20 protein-coding genes and 2 pseudogenes are annotated in these 26,258 nt (G+C 75.7%); 11 read left to right on the top strand and 11 right to left on the bottom strand.

What is annotated here, in order from left to right:
- Nucleotides 1-173 precede the first annotated feature (173 nt).
- Nucleotides 174-2,015: a gamma-glutamyltransferase family protein gene (locus tag FKM96_RS05945; protein ID WP_210417428.1), complete on the bottom strand. Its 1,842-nt coding sequence runs from the start codon at nt 2,013-2,015 to the stop codon at nt 174-176.
- Between the two features lie 224 nt (nt 2,016-2,239).
- On the opposite strand from FKM96_RS05945, the gene FKM96_RS05940 reads away from it, so the two are divergent.
- On the top strand, nt 2,240-3,079 hold the full coding sequence (locus FKM96_RS05940; protein ID WP_147794452.1) for an LLM class flavin-dependent oxidoreductase: 840 nt from the start codon (nt 2,240-2,242) through the stop codon (nt 3,077-3,079).
- A gap of 11 nt (nt 3,080-3,090) precedes the next feature.
- Here FKM96_RS05940 and FKM96_RS05935 read toward each other — a convergent pair whose 3' ends face one another.
- From FKM96_RS05935 to FKM96_RS05925, 3 genes are all read right to left on the bottom strand, one after another.
- A complete protein-coding gene (locus FKM96_RS05935) occupies nt 3,091-3,669 on the bottom strand; it encodes a YdeI family protein (protein ID WP_147794451.1) in 579 nt (192 codons plus the stop codon).
- A gap of 32 nt (nt 3,670-3,701) precedes the next feature.
- Nucleotides 3,702-5,225 (bottom strand): APC family permease, encoded by a 1,524-nt coding sequence (locus tag FKM96_RS05930; RefSeq protein WP_246855223.1) that lies wholly within the window; start codon nt 5,223-5,225, stop codon nt 3,702-3,704.
- A 102-nt stretch (nt 5,226-5,327) separates the two neighbouring features.
- Nucleotides 5,328-5,792 (bottom strand): tRNA (cytidine(34)-2'-O)-methyltransferase, encoded by a 465-nt coding sequence (locus FKM96_RS05925; RefSeq protein WP_147794450.1) that lies wholly within the window; start codon nt 5,790-5,792, stop codon nt 5,328-5,330.
- A gap of 126 nt (nt 5,793-5,918) precedes the next feature.
- Between FKM96_RS05925 and mgrA the strand changes: the two genes are divergently transcribed.
- Nucleotides 5,919-6,959, top strand: a complete 1,041-nt coding sequence (gene mgrA, locus FKM96_RS05920; protein WP_147794449.1) for an L-glyceraldehyde 3-phosphate reductase — start codon at nt 5,919-5,921, stop codon at nt 6,957-6,959.
- Complete coding sequence (locus FKM96_RS05915) at nt 6,956-7,822, top strand: alpha/beta fold hydrolase (RefSeq protein ID WP_147794448.1); 867 nt, start codon at nt 6,956-6,958, stop codon at nt 7,820-7,822. The genes mgrA and FKM96_RS05915 overlap by 4 nt, the downstream gene beginning before the upstream one ends.
- Nucleotides 7,823-8,065: 243 nt before the next feature.
- Here FKM96_RS05915 and FKM96_RS05910 read toward each other — a convergent pair whose 3' ends face one another.
- Together FKM96_RS05910 and recQ are read right to left on the bottom strand one after the other, a co-directional pair.
- On the bottom strand, nt 8,066-9,022 hold the full coding sequence (locus FKM96_RS05910) for an AEC family transporter (protein WP_147794447.1): 957 nt from the start codon (nt 9,020-9,022) through the stop codon (nt 8,066-8,068).
- A 110-nt stretch (nt 9,023-9,132) separates the two neighbouring features.
- Nucleotides 9,133-11,201: pseudogene (recQ, locus tag FKM96_RS05905) on the bottom strand (DNA helicase RecQ); the annotation flags it as partial.
- Between the two features lie 702 nt (nt 11,202-11,903).
- Here recQ and mgtE point away from each other — a divergent pair.
- The 4 genes and pseudogenes from mgtE (at nt 11,904) to FKM96_RS05885 (ending at nt 16,235) form a co-directional block, all read left to right on the top strand.
- Complete coding sequence (gene mgtE, locus FKM96_RS05900) at nt 11,904-13,310, top strand: magnesium transporter (RefSeq protein WP_147794446.1); 1,407 nt, start codon at nt 11,904-11,906, stop codon at nt 13,308-13,310.
- A gap of 60 nt (nt 13,311-13,370) precedes the next feature.
- On the top strand, nt 13,371-14,180 hold the full coding sequence (locus FKM96_RS05895; protein WP_147794445.1) for an IclR family transcriptional regulator: 810 nt from the start codon (nt 13,371-13,373) through the stop codon (nt 14,178-14,180).
- Between the two features lie 260 nt (nt 14,181-14,440).
- Nucleotides 14,441-15,079 (top strand): bifunctional 4-hydroxy-2-oxoglutarate aldolase/2-dehydro-3-deoxy-phosphogluconate aldolase, encoded by a 639-nt coding sequence (gene eda / locus FKM96_RS05890; RefSeq protein ID WP_147794444.1) that lies wholly within the window; start codon nt 14,441-14,443, stop codon nt 15,077-15,079.
- Between the two features lie 54 nt (nt 15,080-15,133).
- Nucleotides 15,134-16,235, top strand: a pseudogene (locus tag FKM96_RS05885) (sugar kinase).
- A 123-nt stretch (nt 16,236-16,358) separates the two neighbouring features.
- Here FKM96_RS05885 and glpK read toward each other — a convergent pair.
- The 3 genes from glpK to FKM96_RS05870 form a co-directional block, all read right to left on the bottom strand.
- Nucleotides 16,359-17,879 carry a glycerol kinase GlpK gene (gene glpK / locus FKM96_RS05880; RefSeq protein ID WP_147794443.1) on the bottom strand — a complete coding sequence of 507 codons (1,521 nt, stop codon included), beginning with the start codon at nt 17,877-17,879 and terminating at the stop codon, nt 16,359-16,361.
- Nucleotides 17,880-18,058: 179 nt separating this feature from the next.
- Nucleotides 18,059-18,778 (bottom strand): MIP/aquaporin family protein, encoded by a 720-nt coding sequence (locus FKM96_RS05875; protein ID WP_246855342.1) that lies wholly within the window; start codon nt 18,776-18,778, stop codon nt 18,059-18,061.
- A gap of 128 nt (nt 18,779-18,906) precedes the next feature.
- On the bottom strand, nt 18,907-20,724 hold the full coding sequence (locus FKM96_RS05870; RefSeq protein WP_147794442.1) for a glycerol-3-phosphate dehydrogenase/oxidase: 1,818 nt from the start codon (nt 20,722-20,724) through the stop codon (nt 18,907-18,909).
- Nucleotides 20,725-20,914: 190 nt separating this feature from the next.
- On the opposite strand from FKM96_RS05870, the gene FKM96_RS05865 reads away from it, so the two are divergent.
- From FKM96_RS05865 to FKM96_RS05855, 3 genes are all read left to right on the top strand, one after another.
- Nucleotides 20,915-21,943 (top strand): sugar-binding transcriptional regulator, encoded by a 1,029-nt coding sequence (locus FKM96_RS05865; protein ID WP_147794441.1) that lies wholly within the window; start codon nt 20,915-20,917, stop codon nt 21,941-21,943.
- A gap of 25 nt (nt 21,944-21,968) precedes the next feature.
- Complete coding sequence (locus FKM96_RS05860; RefSeq protein WP_147794440.1) at nt 21,969-22,685, top strand: TetR/AcrR family transcriptional regulator; 717 nt, start codon at nt 21,969-21,971, stop codon at nt 22,683-22,685.
- Nucleotides 22,686-22,767: 82 nt separating this feature from the next.
- Nucleotides 22,768-23,316, top strand: coding sequence for an amino-acid N-acetyltransferase (locus FKM96_RS05855; RefSeq protein WP_147794439.1), 549 nt, complete (start codon nt 22,768-22,770; stop codon nt 23,314-23,316).
- Here FKM96_RS05855 and FKM96_RS05850 read toward each other — a convergent pair.
- Nucleotides 23,313-24,275: an A/G-specific adenine glycosylase gene (locus FKM96_RS05850; RefSeq protein ID WP_147794438.1), complete on the bottom strand. Its 963-nt coding sequence runs from the start codon at nt 24,273-24,275 to the stop codon at nt 23,313-23,315. The genes FKM96_RS05855 and FKM96_RS05850 overlap by 4 nt on opposite strands.
- A 216-nt stretch (nt 24,276-24,491) precedes the next feature.
- Here FKM96_RS05850 and FKM96_RS05845 point away from each other — a divergent pair, with 216 nt between their 5' ends.
- Complete coding sequence (locus FKM96_RS05845) at nt 24,492-25,085, top strand: hypothetical protein (protein WP_147794437.1); 594 nt, start codon at nt 24,492-24,494, stop codon at nt 25,083-25,085.
- 36 nt (nt 25,086-25,121) lie between these two features.
- On the opposite strand, the gene disA is transcribed toward FKM96_RS05845, so the two are convergent.
- Nucleotides 25,122-26,198 carry a DNA integrity scanning diadenylate cyclase DisA gene (gene disA / locus FKM96_RS05840; RefSeq protein ID WP_147794436.1) on the bottom strand — a complete coding sequence of 359 codons (1,077 nt, stop codon included), beginning with the start codon at nt 26,196-26,198 and terminating at the stop codon, nt 25,122-25,124.
- Nucleotides 26,199-26,258: the final 60 nt, after the last annotated feature.

The raw sequence follows: 26,258 nt of genomic DNA, 5'->3' as shown, positions 1-26,258 counted from the left end.
GGCAACTTGTTCCCCGGGTGATGTGAGGGTGATCACCGGCGTCGCCGGCACGTCCTCCCGGCGGCCCCGACAGTGGAACGTCGTGACCGACACGCCGACGGCGTGTCCGTCACGACGTTCCACTGTCGGCGGCAGCGGCGTGGCGTCCGGGATGGAACGGCGGGTGAGAGAGGTCAGCGGCCCGCGGCGTAGCCCTGCATGCCGCGCGGGTTGGCGCCGGCGTGCAGCAGGCCGTCCGGCCGGACGCCCGCCGCGCTGACGCGGCCGAGGCTCCACGGCCCCGCGTCCCGCACCACGTGCCCGCGACGGCCCAGCTCCGCGAGCACGTCGGCCCCGAGCCGCGACTCCGCCTCGACGCCCCGCCGCGTGCTCGTGCGCGGGTGGAACGACGACGGCACGTGCGTGGAGTGCCACCCCGGGGCGTCGATCGCCGCCTGCAGGTCCAGCCCGCCGATCAGGTGGTGCAGCAGGAACGGGATCGTCCACTGGTCCTGCTGGTCGCCGCCGGGGGTGCCGAACGCGAACCCGCCGCCGTCGCGGAGCACGAGGCCCGGGCTCAGCGTCGTCCGCGGCCGGCGGCCCGGCGCGAGCGAGGACGGCAGCCCGGGCTCGAGCCAGAACATCTGCGCGCGGGTCGGCAGCCCGAACCCGAGGCCGGGCACGACCGGCGAGCTCTGCAGCCAGCCGCCCGACGGGGTCGCCGACACCATGTTCCCCCAGCGGTCGACGACGTCAACGTGGCAGGTGTCGCCCCGGGTCTCCCCGGACGGGCGGACGTCGAGCGCGGGCCCGTCGACGGCGGCCGCGTCCACCGGCGCCTCCGCCGGACCCCGCGTCGGCTCGCCGGTCCCCAGCGCCGGCCCGCCCGCGGAATCCTCGTACCGCCCGGGCCACACCGGGGCGCCGTCCGCGCCGGTGGACGGCGCCCCGAACAGCGCGGCCAGCCGAGGCGCGCGGCCGGCCGGCGACCCGGGCCGCACCCCGTCCGACGCCGCCGGCCCGACCAGCCGCGCCCGCTCCGCCGCGTACGACCGCGACAGCAGCGCGTCGATCGGCACGTCGCCGTCCGCCGGGTCGCCGTACCAGGCCTCCCGGTCCGCGAACGCCAGGTGCGTCACCTCGAGCGCGGTGTGCACCAGCTCCGCCGACCCGAGGTCCGCGTCGGCGACGCCGAGCTCCTCGAGCATCCGCAGCTGCTGCAGCAGGACCGGTCCCTGACCCCAGGCCGCGGTCTTGTGCACCTGCACGCCCGCGAAGTCGACGGCGACGGTCGGCTCCTCGGTGGCCCGCCAGGCCGCGAGGTCGTCGGCCGTCAGGAGCCCCGCGTGCGCCGAGCCGGAGGAGTCGAGGACCGGCTCCCGCACGAACGCGGCCATCGCCTCCGCCACGAACCCCTCGTAGAACGCCCGCCGCGCCGCCTCGATCTGCGCCAGCCGGTCCCCGCCCGCGGCGCGCGCCTCGGCGAGCACCCGCTCGTAGGTGTCCGCGAGCGCCGGGTTCCGGAACCGGGCGCCCGCCTCGGGCGCGGCGCCGCCGGGCAGGTACACCTCGGCGGACGTCGGCCAGTGCTCGGCGAACAGCCGCTCGACGGTCCGGATCGTGCGCACCGCCGCGGGCACGAGCGGGTAGCCGTCGCGGGCGTAGCCGATCGCGGGGGAGAGGACGTCGGCGAGCGGCAGGGTGCCGTACCGCGCCAGCAGGTCGAGCCACGCGCCGAACGCGCCCGGGACGACCGCCGCGAGGTGCCCGGTGCCCGGGACGACGTCGAGCCCCTCGTCGGTGTACGCCTCGATCGTCGCCGCCGCGGGCGCCGTGCCCTGGCCGCAGACGACGAACGTGTGCCCGTCCCCGGCCCGGTGCCCGATGATCGGCGCGTCGCCGCCCGGGCCGTTCAGGTGCGGCTCGACCACCTGCAGCGTGAAACCGGCCGCCGCGGCCGCGTCGAACGCGTTGCCGCCCCGCTCGAGGACGGACTGCCCGACGGCGCTGGCGAGCCAGTGCGTCGAGGCGACCATGCCGTGCGTGCCGACGAGCTCGGGGCGGGTGGTGAACACGGGCGGCTCCAGGTGGCGCGGGCGGGCGGGGCACCGTCACGGTACGTCGGCCCCGCGCCGACGCGCCGCCGGGCCGGGAGGAGGCCGTGTCGGAGGTCGTCGGTACCGTGGCGCACGCAGCACCACGGTCGGCGGACGGGTGGGCACGTGGGGGCACGTGCGGGCACGGCGGCGAGGAGGACGCGATGAGGTTCGGCATCGTCGAGACGTTCGGCACGGTCGACCAGCTGGTCGGCCTGGCGGCCGAGGCGGAGGGCGCGGGCTGGGACGGCTACTTCACGTGGGACGGGGTCGACATCGGGGTCGACGGCGACGTGTGGGACCCGTGGGCGGTGCTCGCGGCCGCCGCCGTCCGCACCGAGCGGATCACGCTGGGCGCGCTGGTGTTCGCGCTGCCGCGGCGCCGGCCGTGGGTCGTCGCGCGGCAGGCGCTGACCGTCGACCACCTCTCGGGCGGCCGCCTCGTGATCCCCGCGGGCCTGGGCGTGCCAATCGACCGCGCGTTCGCGGGCGTCGAGGGCGAGCTCACGAGCACGCGCGAGCGCGCCGAGCTGCTCGACGACCACCTCGCGATCCTCGACCTGGCGTTCCGCGGGGAGACGTTCTCCTACCAGGGCACGCACCACCGGGTCACCGACCTGCGGTTCCGGCCGCGGCCGGTGCAGCGCCCCCGCGTGCCGATCTGGGTCGTCGGCGCCTACCCCAGCGAGCGGTCCATGGGGCGGGCGGTGCGGTACGACGGCCTGGTCCCGCAGCTGCGCGGCGACCGCGCGATGGACGAGCTCGGCCCGGCGGAGGTCGCCGAGATCGCCGCGTGGGTGCGCGAGCACCGGGCCCCCGACGCCGGCCCCTACGAGATCGTCCTGCAGGGCGTCCTGCCCGAGGACCCGGCCGAGGCGCAGGACCGGGCCGCGGCGCTCGCCGAGGCGGGTGCGACCTGGTTCGTCGAGTCGCGCTGGGAGGGGCCCGGCTCGACGTACGAGGCGCTCGCGGAGCGCGTGCGCCAGGGCGTCCCGCGAGGGTGACCCGGGCGGCGTCACCGCCTCGCCGGCACGCCCTCCGCCGCCCGCGCCGCCACCTCGGCCACCCGCGCCGCCCGCGTCTCGGGGCGCCGGGCGTCGACCAGCCACCGCAGCATCACCTTGCGGGTGCTCGCCGGGAACCCGTCCCAGTGCGGCCGCGCCCCCGGCAGAGCCTCGAGCGCGGCCGCGAGGTCCGGCGGGACGACCAGGTCCTCGACGTCGTCGAGCAGCGTCCACGAGCCGTCGGCACGCGCGGCGGCGACCACGGCCGCGCCGGCCGGCCCCATCCGCCCGGCCGCCTCCAGCCGCGCCACCCGCTCCTTGCTCAGCCGGGACCAGCCGCTCCCGCGTCGCCGGGGCGCGAACCACTGCCGGGTGCTGTCCGCGTCGGGCGCCCAGGCCTGGCCGTCGATCCAGCCGACCGCCAGCGCCTCCGCGACCATCTCCTCGTAGCCGAAGGTCGGCCGCCCGGACGCCGGCTTCCAGCGGACCAGCCACACGCCGTCCGAGGTGGCGTGGTGCTCCGCGAGCCACGCCCGCCAGTCCTCGACGGACTCGGCGTGGAACCGCGGCCGGTCGGCGAGCGACGCCATCGTGCCGGTCCTCGCGTCCGCGCGTGCCGGGGTCAGTGCCCGCCGGCGGGGGCGGGCAGGTCGTCGGCGGGGTCGGGCGCCTCGCCCCTGCCGACCCGCGAGTGCCGGTACGAGTACACGGCGTAGATCGCGAGGCCGACGGCCAGCCAGGCCGCGAACCGGACCCAGGTGAGCACCGTCAGGTTGGTCATCAGCCACAGGCAGGCGACGCCGGCCAGGATCGGCAGCACCGGCGACCACGGCACGCGGAACCCGCGCTCCAGGTCGGGGCGGGTGCGGCGCAGGATCGGGATGCCGAAGCTCACCAGCACGAACGCCGACAGGGTGCCGATGTTGATCATCTCCTCGAGGCGCTCGACCTCGGAGAGGCCGGCGATGAGGGCGACGATGATGCCGACGCCGACCTGCAGCCGGATCGGGGTCTTGTACTTGTGCGAGGTGCGCGAGATGCCGCGGGGGAGCAGGCCGTCGCGGCTCATCGCGAACACGATCCGCGTGAGGCCGAGCAGCAGCACCATGATCACGGACGTCAACCCGATGAGGATGCCGATCGAGATCACCTTGCCCGCCCAGTCCGCGCCGACCAGGACGAACGCGGTGGTCAGCGAGGGCGAGTCGGACGCGGCGAGCTCGGTGTACGACACCATGCCGGTGACCACGACGGTGACCAGGATGTAGAGCACGGTGACGATGGCCAGACCGCCGAGGACGCCGCGGGGCACGGCGCGCTGCGGGTTCTTGGTCTCCTCGGCCGTGGTCGCCACGACGTCGAAGCCGATGAACGCGAAGAACACCAGCGCCGCGCCGGACAGGATGCCCATGACGCCGTACTGCGACGGGTCGAAGCCGGACAGGAAGCCGAACAGCGGCTGCTCCAGGCCGGACGCCGACTCCGCGGGCTGCGACGGCGGGATGAACGGCGAGTAGTTCTCGGCGCGCACGTAGAAGAATCCGGCGACGATGACGAACAGCGTGATCGCGACCTTGATGATCGTGAAGATGCTGTTCACGCGGGTGCTGAGCTTGGTGCCGACGGCGAGCAGCGCGGTGAACACCGCGACGACCAGCACGGGGCCCCAGTCGAGGTCGACCGGGCCCAGCTCCAGCGTCGTCAGCACGTCGATGCCGAACAGCCCGAACGCGTCCGAGAGGTACACGCCCCAGAACTTCGCGATCACGGCGGCGGCCAGCAGCATCTCGAGGATGAGGTCCCAGCCGATGATCCACGCGACGAGCTCGCCCGCGGTGGCGTAGGAGAACGTGTACGCCGACCCGGCGACGGGCAGCGTCGACGCGAACTCGGCGTAGCACATGATCGCCAGCGCGCAGACGACCGAGGCGATGAGGAACGAGATGATCACGCCGGGCCCGGCGTAGTTCGCCGCGGCGGTCGCGCCGACGGAGAAGATGCCCGCGCCGACGGCGACGGCGACGCCGAGGACCGCGAGGTCCCAGGCCGTGAGCGAGCGCTTGAGGGACCGTTCCGGGTCCTCGACCGACGCCAGCGAGTCCTCCACGGACTTCCGGCGCAGCACGCTGCGGTTGCTGATGGCCACGGGGACTCCCTCGGACGACGGCACGACGACGCGCGAGCATGCCGAAGCCTGTGCCTCCTCGCACGGCGGGGTCCGGTGGGTGAGACCGGATCGGGCGACCCGTCAGATCCCGCCCGGGAAGCCTAGTTGCCGCCAGGCCTCGTAGACAGCCGTGGATGCGGCGTTCGTGAGGTTGAGGGACCGGCGGCCGGGCTGCATCGGGATGCGCAGCAGGTCGGTGACCGCCGGGTGCTCCAGCGCCTCGGGCGGCAGGCCGGTCGGCTCGGGGCCGAACATCAGCACGTCCCCGTCCCGGTACGCGACGTCGGTGTACCGGCGCTCGGTGTGCGTGGTGAACGCGAACACGCGGGACCCGGCGAGGGCGGCCGTGCAGGCGTCCAGGTCGGGGTGCACGACGACGTGCGCGAGGTCGTGGTAGTCCAGCCCGGCGCGCTTCAGCCGGGGCTCGTCCATGACGAAGCCGAGCGGCTCCACCAGGTGCAGCGTCGCCCCGGTGGCGGCGGCCAGCCGGATGGCGTTGCCGGTGTTGCCGGGGATGCGGGGCTCGAAGAACACGACGTGCAGCACGCCGGTGATCCTCTCACCGGCCGGGCGGGGGTTCGACGCCCGGCGCCCCGACCTGCGTGGACGTCGGCGGCGGGGGCTAGCGTGGGGCTGGTGGGGCGAGCGCCCCGCTCCCCCGAGAGGACGACGATGCCGACGATGCCTGTCTACCGTGCCGCCGACGACCGGTACGACGCGATGCCCTACCGCCGCACCGGGCGCAGCGGGCTCGACCTGCCCGCCCTGTCGCTGGGCCTGTGGCACAACTTCGGCGACGTCAACCCGCTGGAGACGCAGCGCGCGGTCCTCCGCCGGGCGTTCGACCTCGGCATCACGCACTTCGACCTCGCGAACAACTACGGCCCGCCGTACGGCTCGGCGGAGGAGAACTTCGGCCGGCACCTGGTGCAGGACCTCGGCCCGTACCGTGACGAGCTCGTCATCTCGTCCAAGGCCGGCTACGACATGTGGCCCGGCCCGTACGGCGACGGCGGCTCCCGCAAGTACCTGCTGTCCTCGCTCGACCAGTCGCTGCGCCGGCTCGGCCTGGACTACGTCGACGTCTTCTACTCGCACCGGCCGGACCCGTCCGTCCCGCTCGAGGAGACGATGGGCGCGCTGCACACGGCGGTGACCAGCGGCAAGGCGCTGTACGCGGGAATCTCGAACTACTCCCCGTCGGCCACCCGCGAGGCCGCGCGGATCCTCGGCGACCTCGGCACCCCGCTGCTCATCCACCAGCCGTCGTACTCGATGTTCAACCGGCACGTCGAGCAGGTCGCCGAGGGGGAGACGGAGTCGCTGCTGGACGCGGTCGGCGACCTCGGCATCGGGATGATCGTGTTCTCGCCGCTCGCGCAGGGGCTGCTCACCGGCCGGTACCTGTCGGGCGACGTGCCGGCGGACTCGCGCGCCGCGACCAGCCGGTTCCTGTCGCCCGAGCAGATCGGCGACACCTACCTGGCGCGCGCGCGGGCGCTGAACGCGATCGCCGAGGCGCGGGGGCAGTCGCTCGCGCAGCTCGCGCTGTCCTGGGTGCTGCGCGACCAGAGGGTCACGTCGGCGCTCATCGGGGCGTCGTCGGTGGCCCAGCTCGAGGACAACGTCGCCGCCCTCCGGGCCGAGCCGCTGACGGCCGAGGAGATCGCGGCGATCGAGCCGCACGCCGTCGACGGGACCGCCCGCCGGTGAGCGCACGGCCGGTGCCGGTCGTGCTGCTGCACGGGCTCACCGACGCGTCGACGTGCTGGCCGACCGTCCTGCCGCGGTACGCGGGCGACGGCCGGGCGGTCGTCGCGCTGGACGCCCGCGGCCACGGCGGCACGCCGCTGCCGGACGAGCCGTTCACGGTCGCCGCGCTCGCGGCCGACGCCGCCGAGGCGCTGCGGGCGCTCGACCTCGGGCCGGCGCTCGTCGTCGGGCACTCGATGGGCGGGGTGACGGCGGAGGAGCTGGCGCTCGCTGCGCCCGAGCTCGTGGCGGGCCTGGTGCTCGAGGACCCGGCGTGGCGGACCGCGGAGGCCGACGGCGTGGACGCGCCCGGAGCGGACGGGTCGGTGGTCGGGGTCGCCGGTGCCGCGGGCGACGCCGCCGGGCCAGATGGAGCGCAGGACGCGGCGCGCGACGGCGGTGCGGCGGGCGGCGTCCCGGACTGGCTCGCCCCGGCGATCGCCGCCGTCCAGGGCCGCTCCGTCGAGCAGATCGCCGCGCGCGGCCGGCTCGACAACCCGCGGTGGTCCGAGGAGGAGGTCCTCGGCTGGGCCGAGGCGAAGGCGCGGGTCGACCCGCGGCTCGCCGAGGTCCCGCACGACTGGCTCGGCCGGGACTGGGTCGAGGCGCTCGCGGACGTCCGGGTGCCGGTCACGCTGCTGACCGCGGGTCCGGGGCTGGGGGTCGTCACGGACCGTCAGGCGGCGCGGGCGGCGGAGCTGCTCGGCGACCGGCTGACCCACGTCGCGTTCCCGGACGCGGGGCACAACATCCGCCGCGAGGCCCCGGACGGGTACCTGGCGGCCCTGGACGCCGCGGTCGCCCGCGCCGACGCCGCTCGCTGACCCGCGCTGGCCCGGGGCCGCCGCGTCGGCCGCGGGACCGCCCGAGCCGACGCGGCGGCCCCGGGCCGTCCCGCGCCGCCCGAACCGCTCCCGCGCTCCCGCGGTCCTATCTGGGAGCAGCGCTGGCGCCGAGGTCGGTGGTTCGGGCCGAGATCGGTGGTTGCAGCCACCGATCTCGCGCGGAACCACCGACCTCGCGACGACCCGCCGGTCCTCAGTGAGTCGCGGGCACCAGCCGCGCGGTCAGCCCAGGACCGCCGCGATCACCAGGAGCGACGGCACCGCCAGGACCGTCGTCACCAGGCCCGCGTCCCGGGCGAGCGAGGTGCCCTGCCGGTACTGGATCGCGTACACCAGCACGTTCTGCGCCGTCGGGAGCGCCGACACCACCGCCACCGCCAGCAGCGCGTCGCCGCGCAGGCCCAGCAGCGTCCCCAGCCCGATCGCGAGCGCCGGGTGCACGACGGCCCGCAGCACGGCGACCAGCGCGACGTCGCCCCGGGGCGCCTGCTCGCCGCCGACCCGCGGGACCGCGAGCGACATCCCGAACGTCAGCAGCGCGAGCGGCGGGGCCGCCGCGCCCAGCAGCTCGAGCGGCTGGAACACCACGGCCGGCAGCGAGAACGGCAGCGCGGCCAGCGCGATGCCGGTGAGCGTGCCGATGATCACCGGGTTCCGCAGCGTGCGCCGGAGCACGGAGCGCAGCGTCCCCAGCGCCCCGGCGGGCGCGGTCCCGGCGACCACCCCGTCGCGGGCCCGGCGCCGGGCGTCGAGCACCACCATCGCGATGGGCCCGAGCACGAGCTGCTGGTAGAGCGTCGGCGGCACCACGGACACCACGCTGCCGAGCAGGTACGCGGTCAGCGGGATGCCGATGTTCCCGGCGTTGACGTAGGACGAGGCCAGCACGCCGACGACCACGTCCCCGGACGACCGCCGCCGGACCAGCCCGAGCACCGCCGCCGCGACCAGCGCCACGACCGTCGTCGTCGCGAACGTGACCAGCGCCGACCGCGACAGGAGCAGCCCGAGGTCCGCCCGGCCGATCGTCTCGATCAGCAGCGCGGGCGTGGCGACCGTGAACGCGGTGGCGGCGAGGACCCGCTGGGCGTTCTCGCCGAGCACTCCGGTGCGGCCGACGAACCAGCCCGCTGCGACGACGACCGCGATCGTGCCCAGCGCCGAGAGGACGGCCAGCATCAGGCGTCGGCGCCTCCGCCCGGCCCGCCCGTGGCCCGGTCGTCGTCGTCCGCGAACAGCCCGACGGACGCCGCGTCGCGCGCGACCTCCTCCGCCGTCGGGGGCTCACGGCCCTCCAGCGTCGCGATGACGCCGGGTCCGTACCTCTCGAGCTTGGCCGCGCCGACGCCGCCGATCCGGGACAGCGCGTCCAGGTCCGCGGGCCGGGCGGTCGCGATCTCGCGCAGGGTCGCGTCGTGGAACACGACGTACGCGGGCACGCCCTGCTCCTTCGCCGCCGTGGCCCGCCGCCAGGTGCGCAGCCGCTGGAACACCGCCGCCGCGTCGTCGCCGAGCTCGGCGGCCGCCTGCGCCGCCGCGGCCGCGCGCCCGCGCCCGACCCCGCGCCGGAGCCCGACCGGGACCGCGACCGCGTCGTGCGCGTCTCCTCCCGGAGCGGCACCGGGCGGTCGCCGCGCAGCACCTCGGCGCTCGCCGGGGTCAGCCGGAGCGTCCCGTAGCCGTCCGCGTCGACCGCGAGCAGGCCCTGCGCGAGGAGCTGCCGCACGACGCCGCGCCACTGCGCGTCGGACAGGTCGGCGCCGAGGCCGAAGGTCGACAGCTCGGTGTGGCCGAGCTGCTCGATCCGCGAGGTGCGCTTGCCGAGCAGGATGTCGACGAGGTGCCCGGCGCCGTAGTGCTGGTTCCGCTCGCGCTCCAGCCGCACGACGGTCGACAGCAGCTTCTGCGCGGGGACGGTGCCGTCCCAGGTGGTCGGGGGCGACAGGCAGGTGTCGCAGTTGCCGCACGGCTCCGCGTCCTGGCCGAAGTACGCGAGCAGCTGCACCCGGCGGCAGGTGACCGTCTCGCACAGCGCGAGCATCGCGTCCAGGTGCGCGGACAGCCGCCGGCGGTGCTGGGCGTCGCCCTCGGAGGTGTCGATCATCCGCCGCTGCTGCACGACGTCCTGCAGGCCGTAGGCGAGCCACGCGGTCGACGGCAGGCCGTCGCGGCCGGCGCGGCCCGTCTCCTGGTAGTAGCCCTCGACGGACTTCGGCAGGTCGAGGTGTGCGACGAACCGCACGTCCGGCTTGTCGATGCCCATGCCGAACGCGATGGTCGCGACCATGACGAGGCCGTCCTCGCGCAGGAACCGGGACTGGTTCCGGGCGCGGACCTGGCGGTCGAGGCCCGCGTGGTACGGCAGCGCGGGCACGCCCTGGGACGACAGGAACTCGGCGGTCTGCTCGACGGAGTTCCGCGACAGGCAGTAGACGATCCCGGAGTCGCCGGCGTGCTCGGACCGGATGAGGTCGAGCAGCTGCTGGCGCGGGCTCGCCTTGGGCGCGATGCGGTACTGGATGTTCGGGCGGTCGAACGACGCGACGAACTGCCGGGCGTCGGTCAGCTCGAGCCGCTCGGCGATCTCGGTGCGGGTGGCGGCCGTGGCGGTCGCGGTCAGGGCGATCCGGGGGACGCCGGGCCAGCGCTCGTGCAGCACCGACAGGCCCAGGTAGTCCGGGCGGAAGTCGTGGCCCCACTGGGACACGCAGTGCGCCTCGTCGATCGCGAACAGGCTGATCGCCGCCCGGTCGAGCAGCGCCATGGTCTCGGGCACCCGGAGCCGCTCGGGCGCCAGGTAGAGCAGGTCGAGCTCGCCCTCCAGCAGCGCGCGCTCCACGTCCCGGCGCTGGCCCAGGTCCTGCGTCGAGTTGAGGAAGCCGGCCCGCACGCCGAGCGCGGACAGGGCGTCGACCTGGTCCTGCATGAGCGCGATCAGCGGGGACACCACCACGCCGGTCCCGGCCCGGACGAGGGCCGGCACCTGGTAGCAGAGCGACTTGCCGCCGCCGGTCGGCATGAGCACGAGGGCGTCGCCGCCGCCGACCACGGTGTCGATGATGTCCGCCTGCTCGCCGCGGAACGCGTCGTAGCCCCAGACCTCCTGCAGCACCTCGAGCGGCGCGCGGCCGGTGGTCGCGTCGTGCGCGGGGTGCGCGACCGGGCGGGCCGCGGCGGGGTCGCCGTGCGCGGCGGCCGAGCGGTCGTCGGGGCGCGGAGCGGTGCCTCCGGAGCGGGCCGGTCCCCCGGCGGGCGCGGACCCGCGCGCGGCGTGCCCGGGGTCGTACGGCGGCTCCTCGGCCGGGTCGTACGGCGGCTCGTCCGGCAGCGGCCACTCGTCGTCCCATGCCTGCGTCACGCCGTCCACCCTAGCGGCGGGCACCGACCCTCCCCGCCCGTCGTCCACAGCCCCGGGGAGCACGCCGGGACCACCTCCCGGCCGTCCTCGCGGCCCACCGGGCGACCTCGGTCACACGGGGTTGGCACCGCACCGGACCGGGTCTAGGGTGCCTGCGGGGCCGACCGGCCCGACCCGCACGACGGCGAGGAGGTGGACGCGATGGACGACACCGCGAGTAGTCGGCATCCGTCGACGCCCGTCGTGCTGCGCACGCAGGCCTGAGCCGCCCCCCGGGGGTCGGCAGGGGTCCGCGTTCGGAGGCCCGGCCCGGCGTCGGCGGAGCACCGGCGCCGCCCACCGCGGCGCCCCCCGCGCCGCCGACCGCGGCGCACCGAACCCGTCACCGCCCCGCGCCGTGACGTCCCGCCCGCCCGACGTCCGACCGCCCGGCCGCTCCCCGCGCCGGACCGGCCCCACGTCGGCAGGCACCCGCCGACCGCGCCCGCCGTGGTCGCGACCGACCGTGCCGTGCCGCCCCCGGCGCGCGCCGCCTCGCCCCGAGGCGACCCGCGCCGCCGACGGTGCCGCACCCCGGCCTCGCGACCGCCCGGTCCCGCCCGGTCCGTGCGCCGCCCGGCGTGCGTCCCGGCCGGGCGTGCGCGGCCGCGCCCGGGTGCCACCGGGACGCCCCGCCGCGGCCGCCCCACGAAGGAGCGCGCCATGACCCGCCACGCCCCCGTCCTCGCCCGCCGCCCCGACGGCCGCGAGCAGACGCCGCTCGACCTGCACGACGTCGTCGCCGTCGGCACCCGCCGCGCCGTCGAGGTCTGGCTGGAGCAGACCCCCGACCCCCGGCACCGCGCCGACCAGCTCGCCGACCTGTCCGACGCGCAGGTCCGCGCGCTCGTCGGCCTGCTCGACCCCGCGACCGCCGACGACCTGCTCGGCACCCTCGACCCGCACGCCGCGGCCGAGGTGCTGCACGTGGTCCCGGCCCAGGTGGCCGCCGGGCTGGTCGACAGCCTCGACCCCGACGAGGCCGCCGAGCTGCTCCGCGCCCTGCCCGACGGCGAGCGCGCCGCGGTGCTCGGCGCGATGCGCGTCGTGCGGTCCGCCGTCGTGCGCGGGCTGCTGGCCTGGCCCGACGACTCGGCCGCCGCCCGGATGAACCCCGAGGTCGCGACGGTCCGCCCGACGATGACGGTCCGCGAGGCCGTCGACGCGCTGCGCGCCCAGCCCGAGGCCACCGCCGACAGCGCCGAGGTCTGGGTGACCAGCGACCCCGCGGCCGTGGCCGGCCCCGCGCTGCTCGGCGTGGTGTCGTTCCGGGACCTGGTGCTGGCCGCGCCGGAGCTGCTGATCGCCGACCTCATGCGCGAGGACGTCGTGACCGTCGAGCCGACCGCCGACCAGGAGCGCGCCGCGCGGCTGCTCCAGGACCACCACCTCGCGGTGCTCCCGGTGGTCGCCGACGGGCAGCTGCTCGGCGTGCTCACCGGTGACGACGTCGCGGACATCGTCGAGGAGGAGGCGACCGAGGACGCCGTGCGCCAGGGCGGTGCCGCGCCGATGGACGTGCCGTACCTGCGGGCGTCGCCGCTGCTGCTCTGGCGCAAGCGGATCGTCTGGCTGCTGGTGCTGTTCGTGACCGCGACGATCACCAGCAGCGTCCTGCAGCACTACGAGGACGAGCTCGAGACCGTCATCGCGCTGACGCTGTTCGTGCCGCTGCTGATCGGCGCCGGCGGCAACGCGGGCACCCAGATCACCGCCACCGTCATCCGGGCGATGGCCACGGGCAGCGTGCGGCTGCGGGACGCGGGCCGGGTGGTCCGCAAGGAGGTGACCGCCGGGTTCCTGGCGGCCGCCACGATCGCGGTGGTCGGCTGGGTGCGGGCCTGGACCCTCGGGGTCGGCGGTGAGGTCGCGCTGACCGTCGCCGTCGCCGCCGGGGCGATCATCCTGTGGGCCTCGATGATCGCGTCGCTGCTGCCCCTGCTGCTGCGCAAGGTCGGGCTGGACCCGGCCGTCGGCTCGGGGCCGCTGATCACGACGCTGGTCGACGGCACCGGGCTGGTCATCTACTTCACGGTGGCGCGGTGGTTCATCACGGCGCTCGGGGGGTGACCCGGCCCGGGCCCGGCCGGGCGGCGCGGGTCCGCCCGCGCCGCCCGTAGGGTGGGCGCCGTGGCGGAGGAGACGACGAGCGGCGCGGGCGCGCAGGGCACCGCGGCAGCCGCCGCGTCGCCGGTCGAGAGCGTCGACCGCGCCCTCCGGACGCTCGAGGCCGTCGCCGCCGCGGGCCCGGCCGGTGCGAGCCTCGCGGACCTGTCCGCGGCCCTGGGCGTGCACAAGACGACCGTGCACCGCTCGCTCGCCGCGCTCCGGCACCGCGACTACGTCGCGCAGGACCCGGCGAGCGGGCGGTACGGCCTCGGGCCGGCGGCGCTCGGGCTCGCCGACCGGTACTTCGCGGAGGACGACCTGCCCGCCCGGCTGCACGGGGCCCTGGTCGCGCTCTGCGCCGCCACGGACGAGCTCGTGCACCTGGGCGTCCTGAGCGGGGCCCAGGTGGTCTACCTCGACAAGGTCGAGCCCGAGCGGCCCGTGCGGGTGTGGTCCGCCGTCGGCCGGCGGAACTGGGCGGCGACGACCGCGCTCGGCCGGGCGATGCTGGCGTTCGGCGACACCCCGGCGGCGGCGCTCGACGGGTACGTCGGGGCCGTGCAGCCCGCGGGCCGGGTCGACGTCGCACACGTCGCCGAGGAGCTGGCGGCCGCCCGTCGCCGCGGCTACGCCGTCGAGGTCGAGGAGAACGAGCCCGGCATCGCCTGCCTGGGCGTGCCGCTGCTGCGCGGGTCCCGGCCGGTCGCGGCCCTGAGCGTCACGGCCCCGGCGGACCGGATGACCGCCGATCGCCGGGCCGAGGTGCACGCGCGCGTCCGCGCGGTCGTGCCGCCGCTGCTCCCGCCGGGCCTGGCGCTGCCCCCGGCCTGAGCGCCCGCCGCCGGCGGTCGCTGCCGGCCGCTCGCCGCGACGGGGTTCGGTGGGTCCAGCCGAGTTCGGCGCCTCGGGCCACCGAATTGGGCGGAGACCACCGAACGCGGCAGAGCCACCGGCCTCGGCGGGCACCGCTCTCGCCCGCCTGCCCTCCGCGCCACCCGGCGTTGCCGCCGCGCGGCCGCGTGTGCCACGATCGGTGCGCACAGCGCAGCGCGCGTTGCGCCCAGCGGAACGCGAGAACGAAGGAGTTCGACATGGCGGACGTGCTCGACCGGCTCGCGGCGCACCGGCTGGTGCCCGTGGTGGTCCTCGACGAGGCCCGCGACGCCGGCCCGCTCGCGGACGCGCTCGTCGCCGGCGGCCTCCCGGTCGCCGAGGTCACGTTCCGCACCGCCGCCGCGTCGGACGCCATCCGCGCCATCGCCGACCGGGGCGGGGACGTGCTGGTCGGCGCGGGCACGGTCGTGACGCCCGCACAGGTCGACGACGCCGTGGCCGCGGGGGCGCAGTACCTCGTCTCGCCGGGCACCTCCCGCGCGGTCGTCGAGCGCGCCCAGGAGCACGGCGTCCCGGTGCTGCCCGGCGCGGTGACCGCCACGGAGGTGCAGGCCGCGCTCGAGCTCGGCCTCGGCACCGTGAAGTTCTTCCCGGCCGGCACCTCGGGCGGCAGCGCGGCGATCGCGGCGCTCGCAGCCCCGTTCGGCGGCGTGCGGTTCGTGCCGACGGGCGGTGTCGGCCCCGGCAATCTCGACCAGTACCTGGCGCTGCCGTGCGTCGCCGCGGTCGGCGGCTCCTGGATGGTGCCGCGCGACCGGGTGCGCGCCGGCGACCTCGCCGGGGTGCGGACGCTCGTCGCCGACGCCGTCGCGCTCGCCACCCGCCTGCGCCCCTGACCGCCCGGCCCCCGCCCGCTCGCCCCCGCCCTCTCGCCCCGAAGGAGCGCACCCATGCCCCTGCCGATCCGCCCCGCCGCCGAGTGCCGCTACGACGCCGTCTCCCTCGGCGAGGTGATGCTCCGCCTCGACCCGGGCGAGGGCCGCATCCGCACGGCCCGGCAGTTCCGCGCGTGGGAGGGCGGCGGCGAGTACAACGTCGCCCGCGGCCTGCGGCGGGCGTTCGGCCTGCGCACCGCGGTCGTGACCGCGCTCGCGGACAACGAGGTCGGCCGCCTGGTCGAGGACCTGATCCTGCAGGGCGGGGTCGACACGTCGTTCCTGCGCTGGCTGCCGTACGACGGCATCGGCCGCGACGTCCGCAACGGCCTGAACTTCACCGAGCGGGGGTTCGGGGTGCGCGGCGCCGTGGGCGTCAGCGACCGCGGGCACACGGCCGCGTCGCAGCTCGCGCCGGACGACGTCGACTGGGACCACCTGTTCGGGCACCTCGGGGTCCGGTGGCTGCACACCGGGCGGCATCTACGCCGCGCTGTCCGAGACCGCCGCCGAGACCGTGGTCGCCGCCGTCACCGCCGCGCAGCGGTACGGGACCGTCGTGTCCTACGACCTCAACTACCGCCCCAGCCTGTGGCGCGCGACGGGCGGGACGGCCCGGGCGCAGGAGGTCAACCGCGAGATCGCCCGGCACGTCGACGTGATGATCGGGAACGAGGAGGACTTCACGGCGGCCCTCGGCTTCGAGGTCGAGGGGGTCGACGAGCAGATCTCCGAGATCGAGGTCGACTCGTTCGCCGCGATGATCGACCGGGTCGCCGCGGAGTTCGGCAACTTCCGGGTCATCGCCACCACGCTCCGCACGGTCCGCAGCGCCACGGTCAACGACTGGGGCGCCATCGCCTGGTCGCGGGACGAGGGCCTGGTGCGGGCCACGCACCGACCGGGTCTGGAGATCCTCGACCGGGTGGGCGGCGGGGACTCGTTCGCGTCGGGGCTCGCCGCGGGCCTGCTCGACGGGCAGCCGCTCGCCACCGCTGTCGAGTGGGGCGCCGCGCACGGCGCGCTCGCGATGACCACCCCGGGCGACACGACGATGGCCTCGAAGGCCGAGGTGCTCAAGCTCGCCGGCGGCGGCTCGGCCCGCGTCGACCGCTGACCCGCCGCGGGCAGCCCGCGCACGGGAACGGCCCCGTCCCCCTCGTCGCGAGGGGGACGGGGCCGTCCCGGTCCGTGCGGTCCCGCGGCTGCCGGTGCCGGCAGCCGCGGGGGAGGCGCGGCGTCAGCGCACGTCGTCGTCGACCCAGTCGAGGGTCTTCTGCACGGCCTTCTTCCACAGCCGGTACTGCCGGTCGCGCTCGTCCGACTCCAGGTCGGGGGTCCAGCGCGCACCCTCGGCCCAGTTGTCGCGCACGTCCTGCTCGCCGTTCCAGAACCCGACGGCGATGCCCGCGGCGTACGCGGCGCCGAGCGCGGTCGTCTCGGCGACCTTCGGCCGGATGACCGGCACGTCGAGGATGTCGGCCTGGAACTGCATGAGCAGGTTGTTGGCGGTCATGCCGCCGTCCACCTTGAGCTCGGTCAGGTCGACGCCGGAGTCCGCGTTCATCGCGTCGAGCACCTCGCGGGTCTGGAAGGCGGTGGCCTCCAGCGCCGCGCGGGCGATGTGGTTGCGGTTGACGTACCGGGTGAGGCCGACGAGGGCGCCGCGCGCGTCCGAGCGCCAGTACGGGGCGAACAGGCCGGAGAACGCCGGCACGAAGTACGCGCCGCCGTTGTCGTCGACCTTGCTGGCCAGGTACTCGATGTCCGGGGCGTCGGTGAACATGCCCAGGTTGTCGCGCAGCCACTGCACCAGGGAGCCGGTGACCGCGATCGAGCCCTCGAGCGCGTAGACCTGCGGGGCGTCGCCGATCTTGTAGGCGACGGTGGTGAGCAGGCCGTTCTTCGACTGGACGGGCTCGGTGCCGGTGTTCAGCAGCATGAAGTTGCCGGTGCCGTAGGTGTTCTTGGCCGTGCCGACCTCGAAGCACGCCTGGCCGAAGGTCGCCGCCTGCTGGTCGCCGAGGATGCCGGCGATCGGCACGCCCGGGACGAAGCCGCCCTTGCGGCCGTGGCCGTAGACCTCGGAGGAGGACCGGATCTCCGGGAGCATGGAGAGCGGCACGCCCATCTCCGCCGCGATCTCCTCGTTCCAGGTGAGCGAGTCGACGTTCATCAGCATCGTGCGGGACGCGTTGGTGACGTCCGTGACGTGCACGCCGCCGTCGACGCCGCCCGTCATGTTCCACAGCACCCAGGAGTCGGTGTTGCCGAACGCGAGCTCGCCGCGCTCCGCCTTCTCGCGGGCGCCCTCGACGTTGTCGAGGATCCAGCGGATCTTCGGGCCGGAGAAGTACGTGGCGAGCGGCAGGCCGACGCGCTCCTTGTAGCGCTCGGCGCCGCCGCCGAGGGCCGCGAGGTCGTCGCAGATCTTCTGGGTGCGGGTGTCCTGCCAGACGATCGCGTTGTAGACGGGCTGCCCGGTGGTCCGGTCCCAGACCACCGCGGTCTCGCGCTGGTTGGTGATGCCGACGGCGACGATGTCGGAGTAGGTCTTGTTCGCCCGGGAGAGGGCGACGCTGACGACCTCGCGGGTGTTGGTCCAGATCTCGTTGGGGTCGTGCTCGACCCAGCCGGCCTTGGGGAAGATCTGCTGGTGCTCGGTCTGGCCGACGGACACGATCTGGCCGCCGTGGTCGAAGATGATCGCCCGCGTCGAGGTGGTGCCCTGGTCGATCGCCATCACGTACTGCTCGGACATGGTGCTTCCTTCGCGTCGGTCTGACCCCGCCCGGGGGCGGGTGGCGGCACCGCGGGGGCGGCGCTGCCGGGGAACGGTGCGGCCTCCGGGCCGCGACGAGCGGGGCCGCGACGAGGGGCGTCGCGGCGGAGGGGACGCCCGCCCGCGCGGCGGGCGGGCGTCCGCTCAGGGCGGGACGGTCAGGCGACCCAGCCGATGGACATGGCCAGGAGGCCGCCGAGGATGCCGCCGACCGCGGGGCCGAGCACCGGCACCCAGGCGTACGACCAGTCGGACGAGCCCTTGCCGCGGATCGGGAGCAGGGCGTGCGCGATGCGCGGGCCGAGGTCACGGGCCGGGTTGATGGCGTACCCCGTGGGGCCACCGAGGCTGGCGCCGATCGCGACCACGACGAGCGCGACGCCGAGCGGGCCGATCTGGGCGGGGGTGTTGCCGCTGATGACCACCCAGAACACCAGGACGAACGTGGCGACGACCTCGGTGAGGAAGTTCCAGCCGTAGGAGCGCAGCTCCGGGCCGGTCGAGAACACCGCGAGCTTGATGCCGGGGTCGGCGTCCTGGTCGAAGTGCTTCTTGTAGGTGAGGTAGGCCAGGGCCGCACCGACGGCGGCGCCGGCGAACTGCGCCGCGATGTACAGGAAGCCGTTGGCGGCGTTCACCTCGATGCCCGGGGCGAACTCGTCCTTGCCGGCCGCCCAGATGCCCAGCGTCACCGCGGGGTTGAGGTGCGCGCCGGACTTGAAGGCCACGTAGACGGCGGTGAACACGCCGAGGCCCCACCCGAAGTTGATCAGCAGCCAGCCGCCGCCGAAACCCTTCGTCTTCGGGAGGATCACGTTGGCGACGACACCCGCACCCAGGAGGAGCAGGGTGGCGGTGCCGAGGAACTCGGAGAGCATCGCTTCTCCGATCGAGATGGACTCCACGGTCGACCTCTTTCTTGACGGACGTCGTTGTCTCGCAGGGTCCCGCCCGGTCGAGGACCGACCGGGCGGGGCGCGGCCGGGGGACCGCTAGGTGGTACTGATCATGTCCCTGCCGGACCGGCAGTGGCAGGGGTGTGGGGCGACGAACCCGGCTTGGTGCCGGGCCGGACCGGGTCGGCGTCGAGCGGCAGGAGCGGCGCGAGGTCCTCCGCGGCGTCGCGCGCGGCCTGCGCGGCGGCGTCGTCCGTCTTCTCCGCGGCGGCCTGCTCGGCGGCGGCGCGCTGCCGGTAGGCGTCGATCTCCCGGGCCCGGGTGGCGTCGTCCCAGCCGAGCCGCGGCGCGATGATGTCCGCGATCGCGTCCAGCGCGCTCACGCCCTTGTCCGCCACCTCGTAGTTGAGGCGCGTGCGGTGCATGAGCACGTCGTCGAGGTGCAGGGCGCCCTCGTGCGTGACGGCGTAGGCGATCTCCGCACCGATGTACGCGGCCGCGCCGGGGACCGGCTGCCCGAGGGACGGGTCCTCGTCCACCATCTCGAGCAGCTCGCCGAGCAGGGAGCCGTAGCGGTGCAGCAGGTGGTCCATGCGGCCCCGGTCCCAGCCGTACCGGCTGCCGATGTCACGGGCCTGGCGCTGCAGGACCTCGAGGCCCTCGGCGCCGACCAGCGGGATCTTGTGCGTGATCGACGGCAGCGTGGTGGCGCGGGAGCCGATCGCGAAGTCGACCGCGTCCTTGGCCATCACGCGGTAGGTGGTGAGCTTGCCGCCCGCGATGACCGTCAGGCCCGGGGTCGGCGAGGCCACGGTGTGCTCGCGGGACACCTTGGCGGACGAGGTGCCCTCCTTGGTGCCCGGCTGCAGCAGCGGGCGCAGGCCGGCCCAGGTGCCGATGACGTCCTCGCGGGTGATCGGCCGGGACAGCACCGCGTTGGCGTGGTCGATGACGTAGTCGATGTCCTCGCTGGTGGCGACGGGGTGCACGAGGTCCTGCTCGTACGGGGTGTCGGTGGTGCCGATCACCCAGTAGCGGGACCACGGGATCACGAACAGCACCGACTTCTCGGTCTGCAGGATGAGGCCGACGTTGCCGGCGATGCGGTCGCGCGGCACGACGATGTGGATGCCCTTGGAGGCGAGGACCCGCAGGCCGCCCTCGGTGCCCGCGAGCGACTCGGTCTGCTCGGTCCACACGCCCGTGGCGTTGATGACGTGCCGCGCGCGGACGGTCAGGCGCTCGCCGGTCTCGAGGTCGACGAGCTCGGCGCCGGTGACCGCGCCGCCCGAGGTGGTCGTGAGGCCCACGACCTGGGTGCGGGACGCCGCGTGCGCGCCGTAGGACGCGGCGGTGCGGATCAGGGTCGAGACCAGGCGGGCGTCGTCGACGTTCGCGTCCCAGTACTGGATGGCGCCGACCGCGGCGTCGTGGCGCAGGTCCGGGAACTTGCGCTCGAGGCCCTTGCGGGTGACGTGCTGGTGCAGCGGCATCGCGCGCTTGCGGCCGTTGACGCTGGCCAGCGTGTCGTACAGGGCGATGCCGGCGCCGACGTACGCGCGCTCCCAGACCCGGTTCTCCAGCGGGTAGAGGAACGGCACGGGCTTGACCAGGTGCGGGGCCAGGTCGCTGATGAGCAGGTCGCGCTCGGTGAGGGCCTCGCGCACGAGGTGGAAGTCGAGCATCTGCAGGTAGCGCAGGCCGCCGTGCACGAGCTTGCTCGACCGGCTGGAGGTGCCGGACGCCCAGTCCTGGGCGTCGATCACGGCGGTCGACAGGCCGCGGGTGACGGCGTCGAGCGCGATGCCCGCACCCGTGACGCCGCCGCCGATCACGAGGACGTCGAGCTCGGGCCCGCCCTCCGTGGTGGCCTTCAGTGCGGCCAGCGCGTCGTCACGCAGGCGGGGGGTCAGTGCTGCGGTCCTCATGTCAGCTCCATCGCGGTCTTGCCTCCCGGCCGTCGGTGCCCTGGCCGCGGGCGCTCGTGGCCCCGCAGACTGGGACCTCGGTCCTGTCTGTTCGCTATCGTCGTCACGTCGCGAACAGACGCGCAACCGCAGTGCACGAATGTGCAGGGACCGAGGTCCCAGCACGCACCCGACGAGGAGGTCGCGGACGATGACCGACCGGGAGCAGGACGTGCTGCGCGCCGCGTCCATGTACTACCTGCAGGACGTCAAGATGGACGTCATCGCGCGGCACCTGCACACCTCGCGGTCGACCGTCTCCCGGCTCCTGAAGCGGGCGCGGGAGACGGGCCTCGTCGAGATCACCCTCCGGCCGTCCAGCACCCGGGCGCCGAGCCTCGGCCGGTCCATCTCCGCCGCCTTCGGCATCGACACCTACGTCGTGCCCGTCCCCGACTCCGGGGAGCCCGCCGACACCCTCGACCAGGTGGCCCGCGCGACCGCGCGCCTGCTGGCCTCGTGGTTCGACTCCGACATGATCCTCGGCGTCGCCTGGGGGACCACGCTGGCGGCCGTGTCGCGGCGGCTGCCGCCCAAGGCGACGCACGGCAGCGTCGTGGTCCAGCTGAACGGCGCGGCCAACACCCGGACGTCCGGCATCGAGTACGCCAGCGACCTGATCGCGTCGTTCGGCAGCGCGTTCGGCGCGACCGTGCACCACTTCCCGGTGCCGGCGTTCTTCGACTACCCGGAGACCAAGCAGGCGATGTGGCGCGAGCGGTCCGTGCGCCGCGTGCTGGACGAGCAGGCCCGGGCCGACATCGCGCTGTTCTCGGTCGGCTCGGTCACCGGGTCGGTGCCGAGCCACGTGTACTCCGCCGGGTACCTGGACGACGACGACGTCGAGCTGCTGCACGAGCAGTCGGTCGTCGGCGACGTGTGCACGGTGTTCCTGCGGGCGGACGGGTCGTGGCAGGACGTGCCGCTGAACGCGCGCGCCACCGGGCCGTCGCCCGAGCAGCTCCGGCGCATCCCGAGGCGGCTGTGCGCGGTGGCGGGGGACAACAAGGCGGTGCCGCTGCTCGCCGCGCTGCGGGCGGGCACGATGACCGACCTGGTGGTCGACGAGCGGACGGCGGCCCGGCTGCTGGAGCTCGCTCGGGCCGGGTCGGGGGTGCGGTCGCGAGCCGGGGCCGGGGGAGCGGCCGGCGGGGCGGGTGCGCGCGCAACATCCCGGTGACGCGCGGCTGCTACCGTCCGCGCGCATGACGGCCCCCACCCCCGACGCGGCGCGTCCCGCCGCCCGGCCCGGGCGTCCGCGCGCCGCGGACTCCCGCGACACCCGGGGCGACGTGCTCGCCGCGGCGGCGGCCCTGTTCAGCAGCGTCGGGTACACGGCCACCTCGACCTACGCGATCGCCGAGCGCGCCGGGGTGAAGCAGGCGTCGATCTACCACCACTTCCGCGGCAAGGACGTCCTGCTGCGGACCCTGCTGCTCGACACCGTGCGCCCGTCCCTCGACCTGGCCGACGAGCTGCTGGACGCCCCGGGCGACCCGGCGGCCCGGCTCTGGGCGCTGTGCGACGCCGACGCCCGCTGGCTCGCTCACGGGCCGGTGAACATCGGCGGGCTCATGCAGCTGCCCGAGGTGGAGGGCGAGGCCTTCGCGGAGTTCCACGAGGAGCGGTCACGGCTGCGCGCGCGGTACGACGCGCTGGTCGCCGCCGTCCTCGGGCGGCCCGAGTCCGGGCGGCCGGCGGAGGCGACGCTCGTGTTCGGGCTGGTCGAGACCGTGATCACGGCCCGGCGCTCCGGCGGCCAGGCCGGGGCCCGGGACGTGGCACCGCTCGTCGGCGACGCCGCGCTGCGGGTGCTCGGGCTCGACGAGCCGGCGGTGCGCCGCGCGCGTGCGCAGGCCGCGGAGCTCGGCCCGGGAGCGCCGGACCTGCCCGGCGGCTCGGGTGCCGCCGCGGCGGGCTGACCGTGGGCGTGGACCCGGCGGGCCGACCACCGACGCGGACCGGCGCGGGCGCCCGAGCCGGTGCGCGTCGTAGGTTGGGGGCGTGACCGACCCCGCCGCGCCGTCGACCCCCGCCACCCCGCCCGACCAGCCCGGCTACCGGGTCCGACCCGCGCGCCCGGCCGACGTCCGCGGCATCCGCGACCTGGTGCAGCCGTACGCGGACGAGCGGATCCTGCTCGCCAAGGAGCTGGTCGGCTACTACGAGGCGATCCAGGAGTTCCAGGTCGCCGAGGCGCCGGACGGCACGCTCATCGGCTGCGGCGCCCTGCACGTCATGTGGCAGGACCTCGCGGAGATCCGGACCCTCGCCGTCGCGCGCGCGTGGCGAGGGCGCGGCGTGGGCCACGCGCTGCTGGAGGGGCTGACCGGGCGGGGCCGGGAGCTCGGGCTGAGCCGGCTGTTCTGCCTCACCTTCGAGGTGGACTTCTTCGCCGCGCACGGCTGGGGCACGATCGCCGGCCCCGCGGTGCCGCCCGAGGTGTACGCCGAGCTGCTGCGGTCCCACGACGACGGGGTCGCGGAGTTCCTCGACCTGGCCCGCGTGAAGCCGAACACCCTGGGCAACACCCGGATGATCGTCGACCTCTAGGCCCCCGCGGGGAGGCGGTAGCGCGGGCGCTCCGGGTCCTCGCCCGGGACCCGCTCGACCAGGCCGTCGACCAGCAGCCCGGCGAGGCAGCGGTCCCGCTGGACGTCGTCGGGCCAGACCGCCGCGACCGCCTCGGCCGGCGCCGGCTCCAGCGCCTCGCGCAGCAGCGCCATGATCCGCCCGCGCACCTGCCGGTCGGTGCCCGCCCACTTCTGCGTGCGGCGCCGGAGGGCGTGCGCGTCGTCGGGCTTGCCGGCCAGGCGCCACGCGCACCGGTCGGCCACGGGGCACGCCTCGCACCGCGGCGCCCGGGCGGTGCACACCAGCGCGCCGAGCTCCATCGAGGCGGCCGCCCAGCGCGCGGCGCCGTCGTCGTCGGCGGGGACGAACGCCTCCGCCAGCCGCCGCTCCCCGACGGCCAGTGCCGGGGCCGGCAGCGCGGCGCCCTCGGCCACCCGCGCGAGCACCCGGCGCACGTTGGTGTCGAGCACGACGGACCGCAGCCCGAACGCGAACGCCCGCACCGCCGCAGCCGTGTAGGACCCGATGCCGGGCAGCGCGAGCAGGGCGTCCTCGTCGGACGGCACCACGCCGCCGTGCTGCTCGACGACCGCCTGCGCGCACTCCTGCAGCCGCAGCGCGCGCCGGGGGTAGCCGAGCCGGTCCCAGGCGCGCAGCACGTCGGCCGGGCTCGCGGCGGCGAGGTCGGCGGGCGTGGGCCAGCGGGTGGTCCACGCGCGCCACGCGGGCTCGACGCGGACGACCGGCGTCTGCTGCAGCATCACCTCGCTGACCAGCACGCCCCACGGGGTCCGGTCGGGGTGCCGCCAGGGGAGGTCGCGGGCGTGCGCGCCGAACCAGTCGACGACGTCCGCGCGGATCCCGTCGGCGAGCGCGGGGTCGACGGGGGCGTCGGCGCGCGCGGCGTCGGCGGCGGAGGTCGGCAGCACGCCGCACATCCTCACCCGGCCCGGCCGCGCGCGCCGAATCGCCCGGCCCGCGCCGCGCCCGCGACGTCCCCACCCGGTTCTCGCGTCGCCACCCGGTCGATCGGGTGATCACGCGAGGATCGGGTGGGGACCGGCGCCTGCGGCCCGCGTGTCCCCCCGGAGGTCACCGGGGGTGGGGCCTCGCCGCGTTAGCGTGGGCGGCAGATCGAGCGGAGGGACCGGGACATGGGCGTGCTGCGGCCGGAGGGCTCGCTGCCCGCGCGCGTGTACTGGATCCGGCGGGCCGTGGTCGTGCTGGTGCTCGTGCTGGTCGTGGTGCTCGCCGTGTTCGGCGTGCGGGCGCTGCTCGGCGGCGGGGGTGGCGACGACGCCGCCGCGCCCACCGACGGTGCGACCACGCCGACCCCCACCGAGGAGGAGTCGACCGCCGGCACGCCCGCGTGCGAGCCGGGCGCGATCGGCCTCGAGATGACCGCCGACGCGACGACCTACCCGGCGGGCCAGCTGCCGACCTTCACGATCCGCATCACCAACACCGGCAGCACGCCCTGCCTGCTCGACGCCGGCGACGCGCAGCGCCAGGTGCTCATCACCTCGGGCAGCGACCGCATCTGGGCGAGCACCGACTGCGCCACGGGGGAGACCCTGCAGCTGCTGCTCGCGCCCGACCAGGCCGACGAGCGCCCGGTGCAGTGGGACCGCACCCGCTCCGTCGAGGGCTGCGCGCCGGATCAGCCGGAGGCGCAGCCGGGGACCTACCAGGCCGTGCTCGCGCTCGGCGGGGTCAGCACCCAGCCGGTGGTGTTCGGGCTGGAGTGACCCGCGGGGCGACCCGCCGGTCCGACGTGGCGCCGGTCAGACGTAGCGCTCGAGGATGCTCGACTCCGCGAGCCGGGACAGGCCCTCGCGCACCGCGCGGGCGCGCTGCTCGCCCACGCCGTCCACCGCCATGAGGTCGTCGATGTTGGCGGCCAGCAGCTTCTGCAGGCCGCTGAAGTGCCCGACGAGCCGGTCGACGATCGCCGCGGGCAGGCGCGGGACCTTGGAGAGCAGCCGGTAGCCGCGCGGGCCGGTCGCGGCGTCCAGCATCTCGACGCCCGACGGCAGGCCGAGCTCGCGCGCGATGAGCGCGAGGTCGAGCAGCTCGGTCGAGTCGAGCGCGGACAGCGAGGCGGCGATCGCGTCCCCGTCCCGGCGGGACGCGTCGAGGTAGTCGCGGATCACCAGCTCGCTGTCGGAGCCGATGCCGCCGGTGAGCTCGTCGAGCTGCAGGGACAGCAGGCGGCCGTCGGTGCCGAGCTCGACCACGTAGCCCGCGATCTCCTCGGAGATGCGGCGCACCATCTCCTGGCGCTGCACGACCACGCACACGTCGCGGACGGTGACGAGGTCCTCGATCTCGAGCGCCGACAGCGTGCCGCTGACCTCGTCGAGCCGGGCCTTGTACCGCTCGAGCGTCGCGAGCGCCTGGTTGGCGCGGGACATGATCGCGTCGGCGTTCTCCAGCACGTGCCGCTGCTCGCCGACGTACAGGGCGATGATCCGCATCGACGCGGACACCGAGATGACCGGCAGGCCGGTCTGCTTGGCGACGCGCTCGGCCGTGCGGTGCCGGGTGCCGGACTCGGACGTCGAGATGGTCGGGTCCGGGAGCAGCTGCACGGCGGCGCGCAGGATGCGGCGCGAGGCCGGGTCCATGACGATCGCGCCGTCCATCTTCGCGAGCTCGCGGAGCCGGGTGGCGGAGAACTCGACGTCGAGCTCGAACCCGCCGGAGCAGATGCTCTCGACCGTCGCGTCGTGCCCGAGCACGATGAGCGCGCCGGTGCGGCCGCGCAGGATGCGCTCCAGGCCGTCGCGCAGCTCGGTGCCGGGCGCGACCGCGGCGAGCGTGTGCCGCAGCAGGTCGTCGGGCGGCGTGGTGGTGGGCACGGCGCGATCCTACGGGCCGCCGGGGACACGCCGCGTGCGGTGCGCGCGGCGTGGACGTCG

The organism is Cellulomonas sp. Y8, assembly GCF_008033115.1.
In the GTDB taxonomy this organism is placed as follows: Bacteria; Actinomycetota; Actinomycetes; order Actinomycetales; family Cellulomonadaceae; genus Cellulomonas.
This window is presented reverse-complemented; position numbering and strand designations above follow the sequence as displayed.

Coding starts and splice junctions, on each gene's coding strand:
- eda (WP_147794444.1), top strand. CDS start 14,441: ATGGCGGACGTGCTCGACCGGCTCGCGGCGCACCGGCTGGTGCCCGTG.
- FKM96_RS05940 (WP_147794452.1), top strand. CDS start 2,240: ATGAGGTTCGGCATCGTCGAGACGTTCGGCACGGTCGACCAGCTGGTC.
- FKM96_RS05850 (WP_147794438.1), bottom strand. CDS start 24,275: ATGTGCGGCGTGCTGCCGACCTCCGCCGCCGACGCCGCGCGCGCCGAC.
- FKM96_RS05945 (WP_210417428.1), bottom strand. CDS start 2,015: ATGGTCGCCTCGACGCACTGGCTCGCCAGCGCCGTCGGGCAGTCCGTC.
- FKM96_RS05875 (WP_246855342.1), bottom strand. CDS start 18,778: ATGCTCTCCGAGTTCCTCGGCACCGCCACCCTGCTCCTCCTGGGTGCG.
- FKM96_RS05860 (WP_147794440.1), top strand. CDS start 21,969: ATGACGGCCCCCACCCCCGACGCGGCGCGTCCCGCCGCCCGGCCCGGG.
- FKM96_RS05910 (WP_147794447.1), bottom strand. CDS start 9,022: ATGCTGGCCGTCCTCTCGGCGCTGGGCACGATCGCGGTCGTCGTCGCA.
- FKM96_RS05935 (WP_147794451.1), bottom strand. CDS start 3,669: ATGGCGTCGCTCGCCGACCGGCCGCGGTTCCACGCCGAGTCCGTCGAG.
- FKM96_RS05870 (WP_147794442.1), bottom strand. CDS start 20,724: ATGAGGACCGCAGCACTGACCCCCCGCCTGCGTGACGACGCGCTGGCC.
- FKM96_RS05865 (WP_147794441.1), top strand. CDS start 20,915: ATGACCGACCGGGAGCAGGACGTGCTGCGCGCCGCGTCCATGTACTAC.
- mgtE (WP_147794446.1), top strand. CDS start 11,904: ATGACCCGCCACGCCCCCGTCCTCGCCCGCCGCCCCGACGGCCGCGAG.
- FKM96_RS05845 (WP_147794437.1), top strand. CDS start 24,492: ATGGGCGTGCTGCGGCCGGAGGGCTCGCTGCCCGCGCGCGTGTACTGG.
- mgrA (WP_147794449.1), top strand. CDS start 5,919: ATGCCGACGATGCCTGTCTACCGTGCCGCCGACGACCGGTACGACGCG.
- glpK (WP_147794443.1), bottom strand. CDS start 17,879: ATGTCCGAGCAGTACGTGATGGCGATCGACCAGGGCACCACCTCGACG.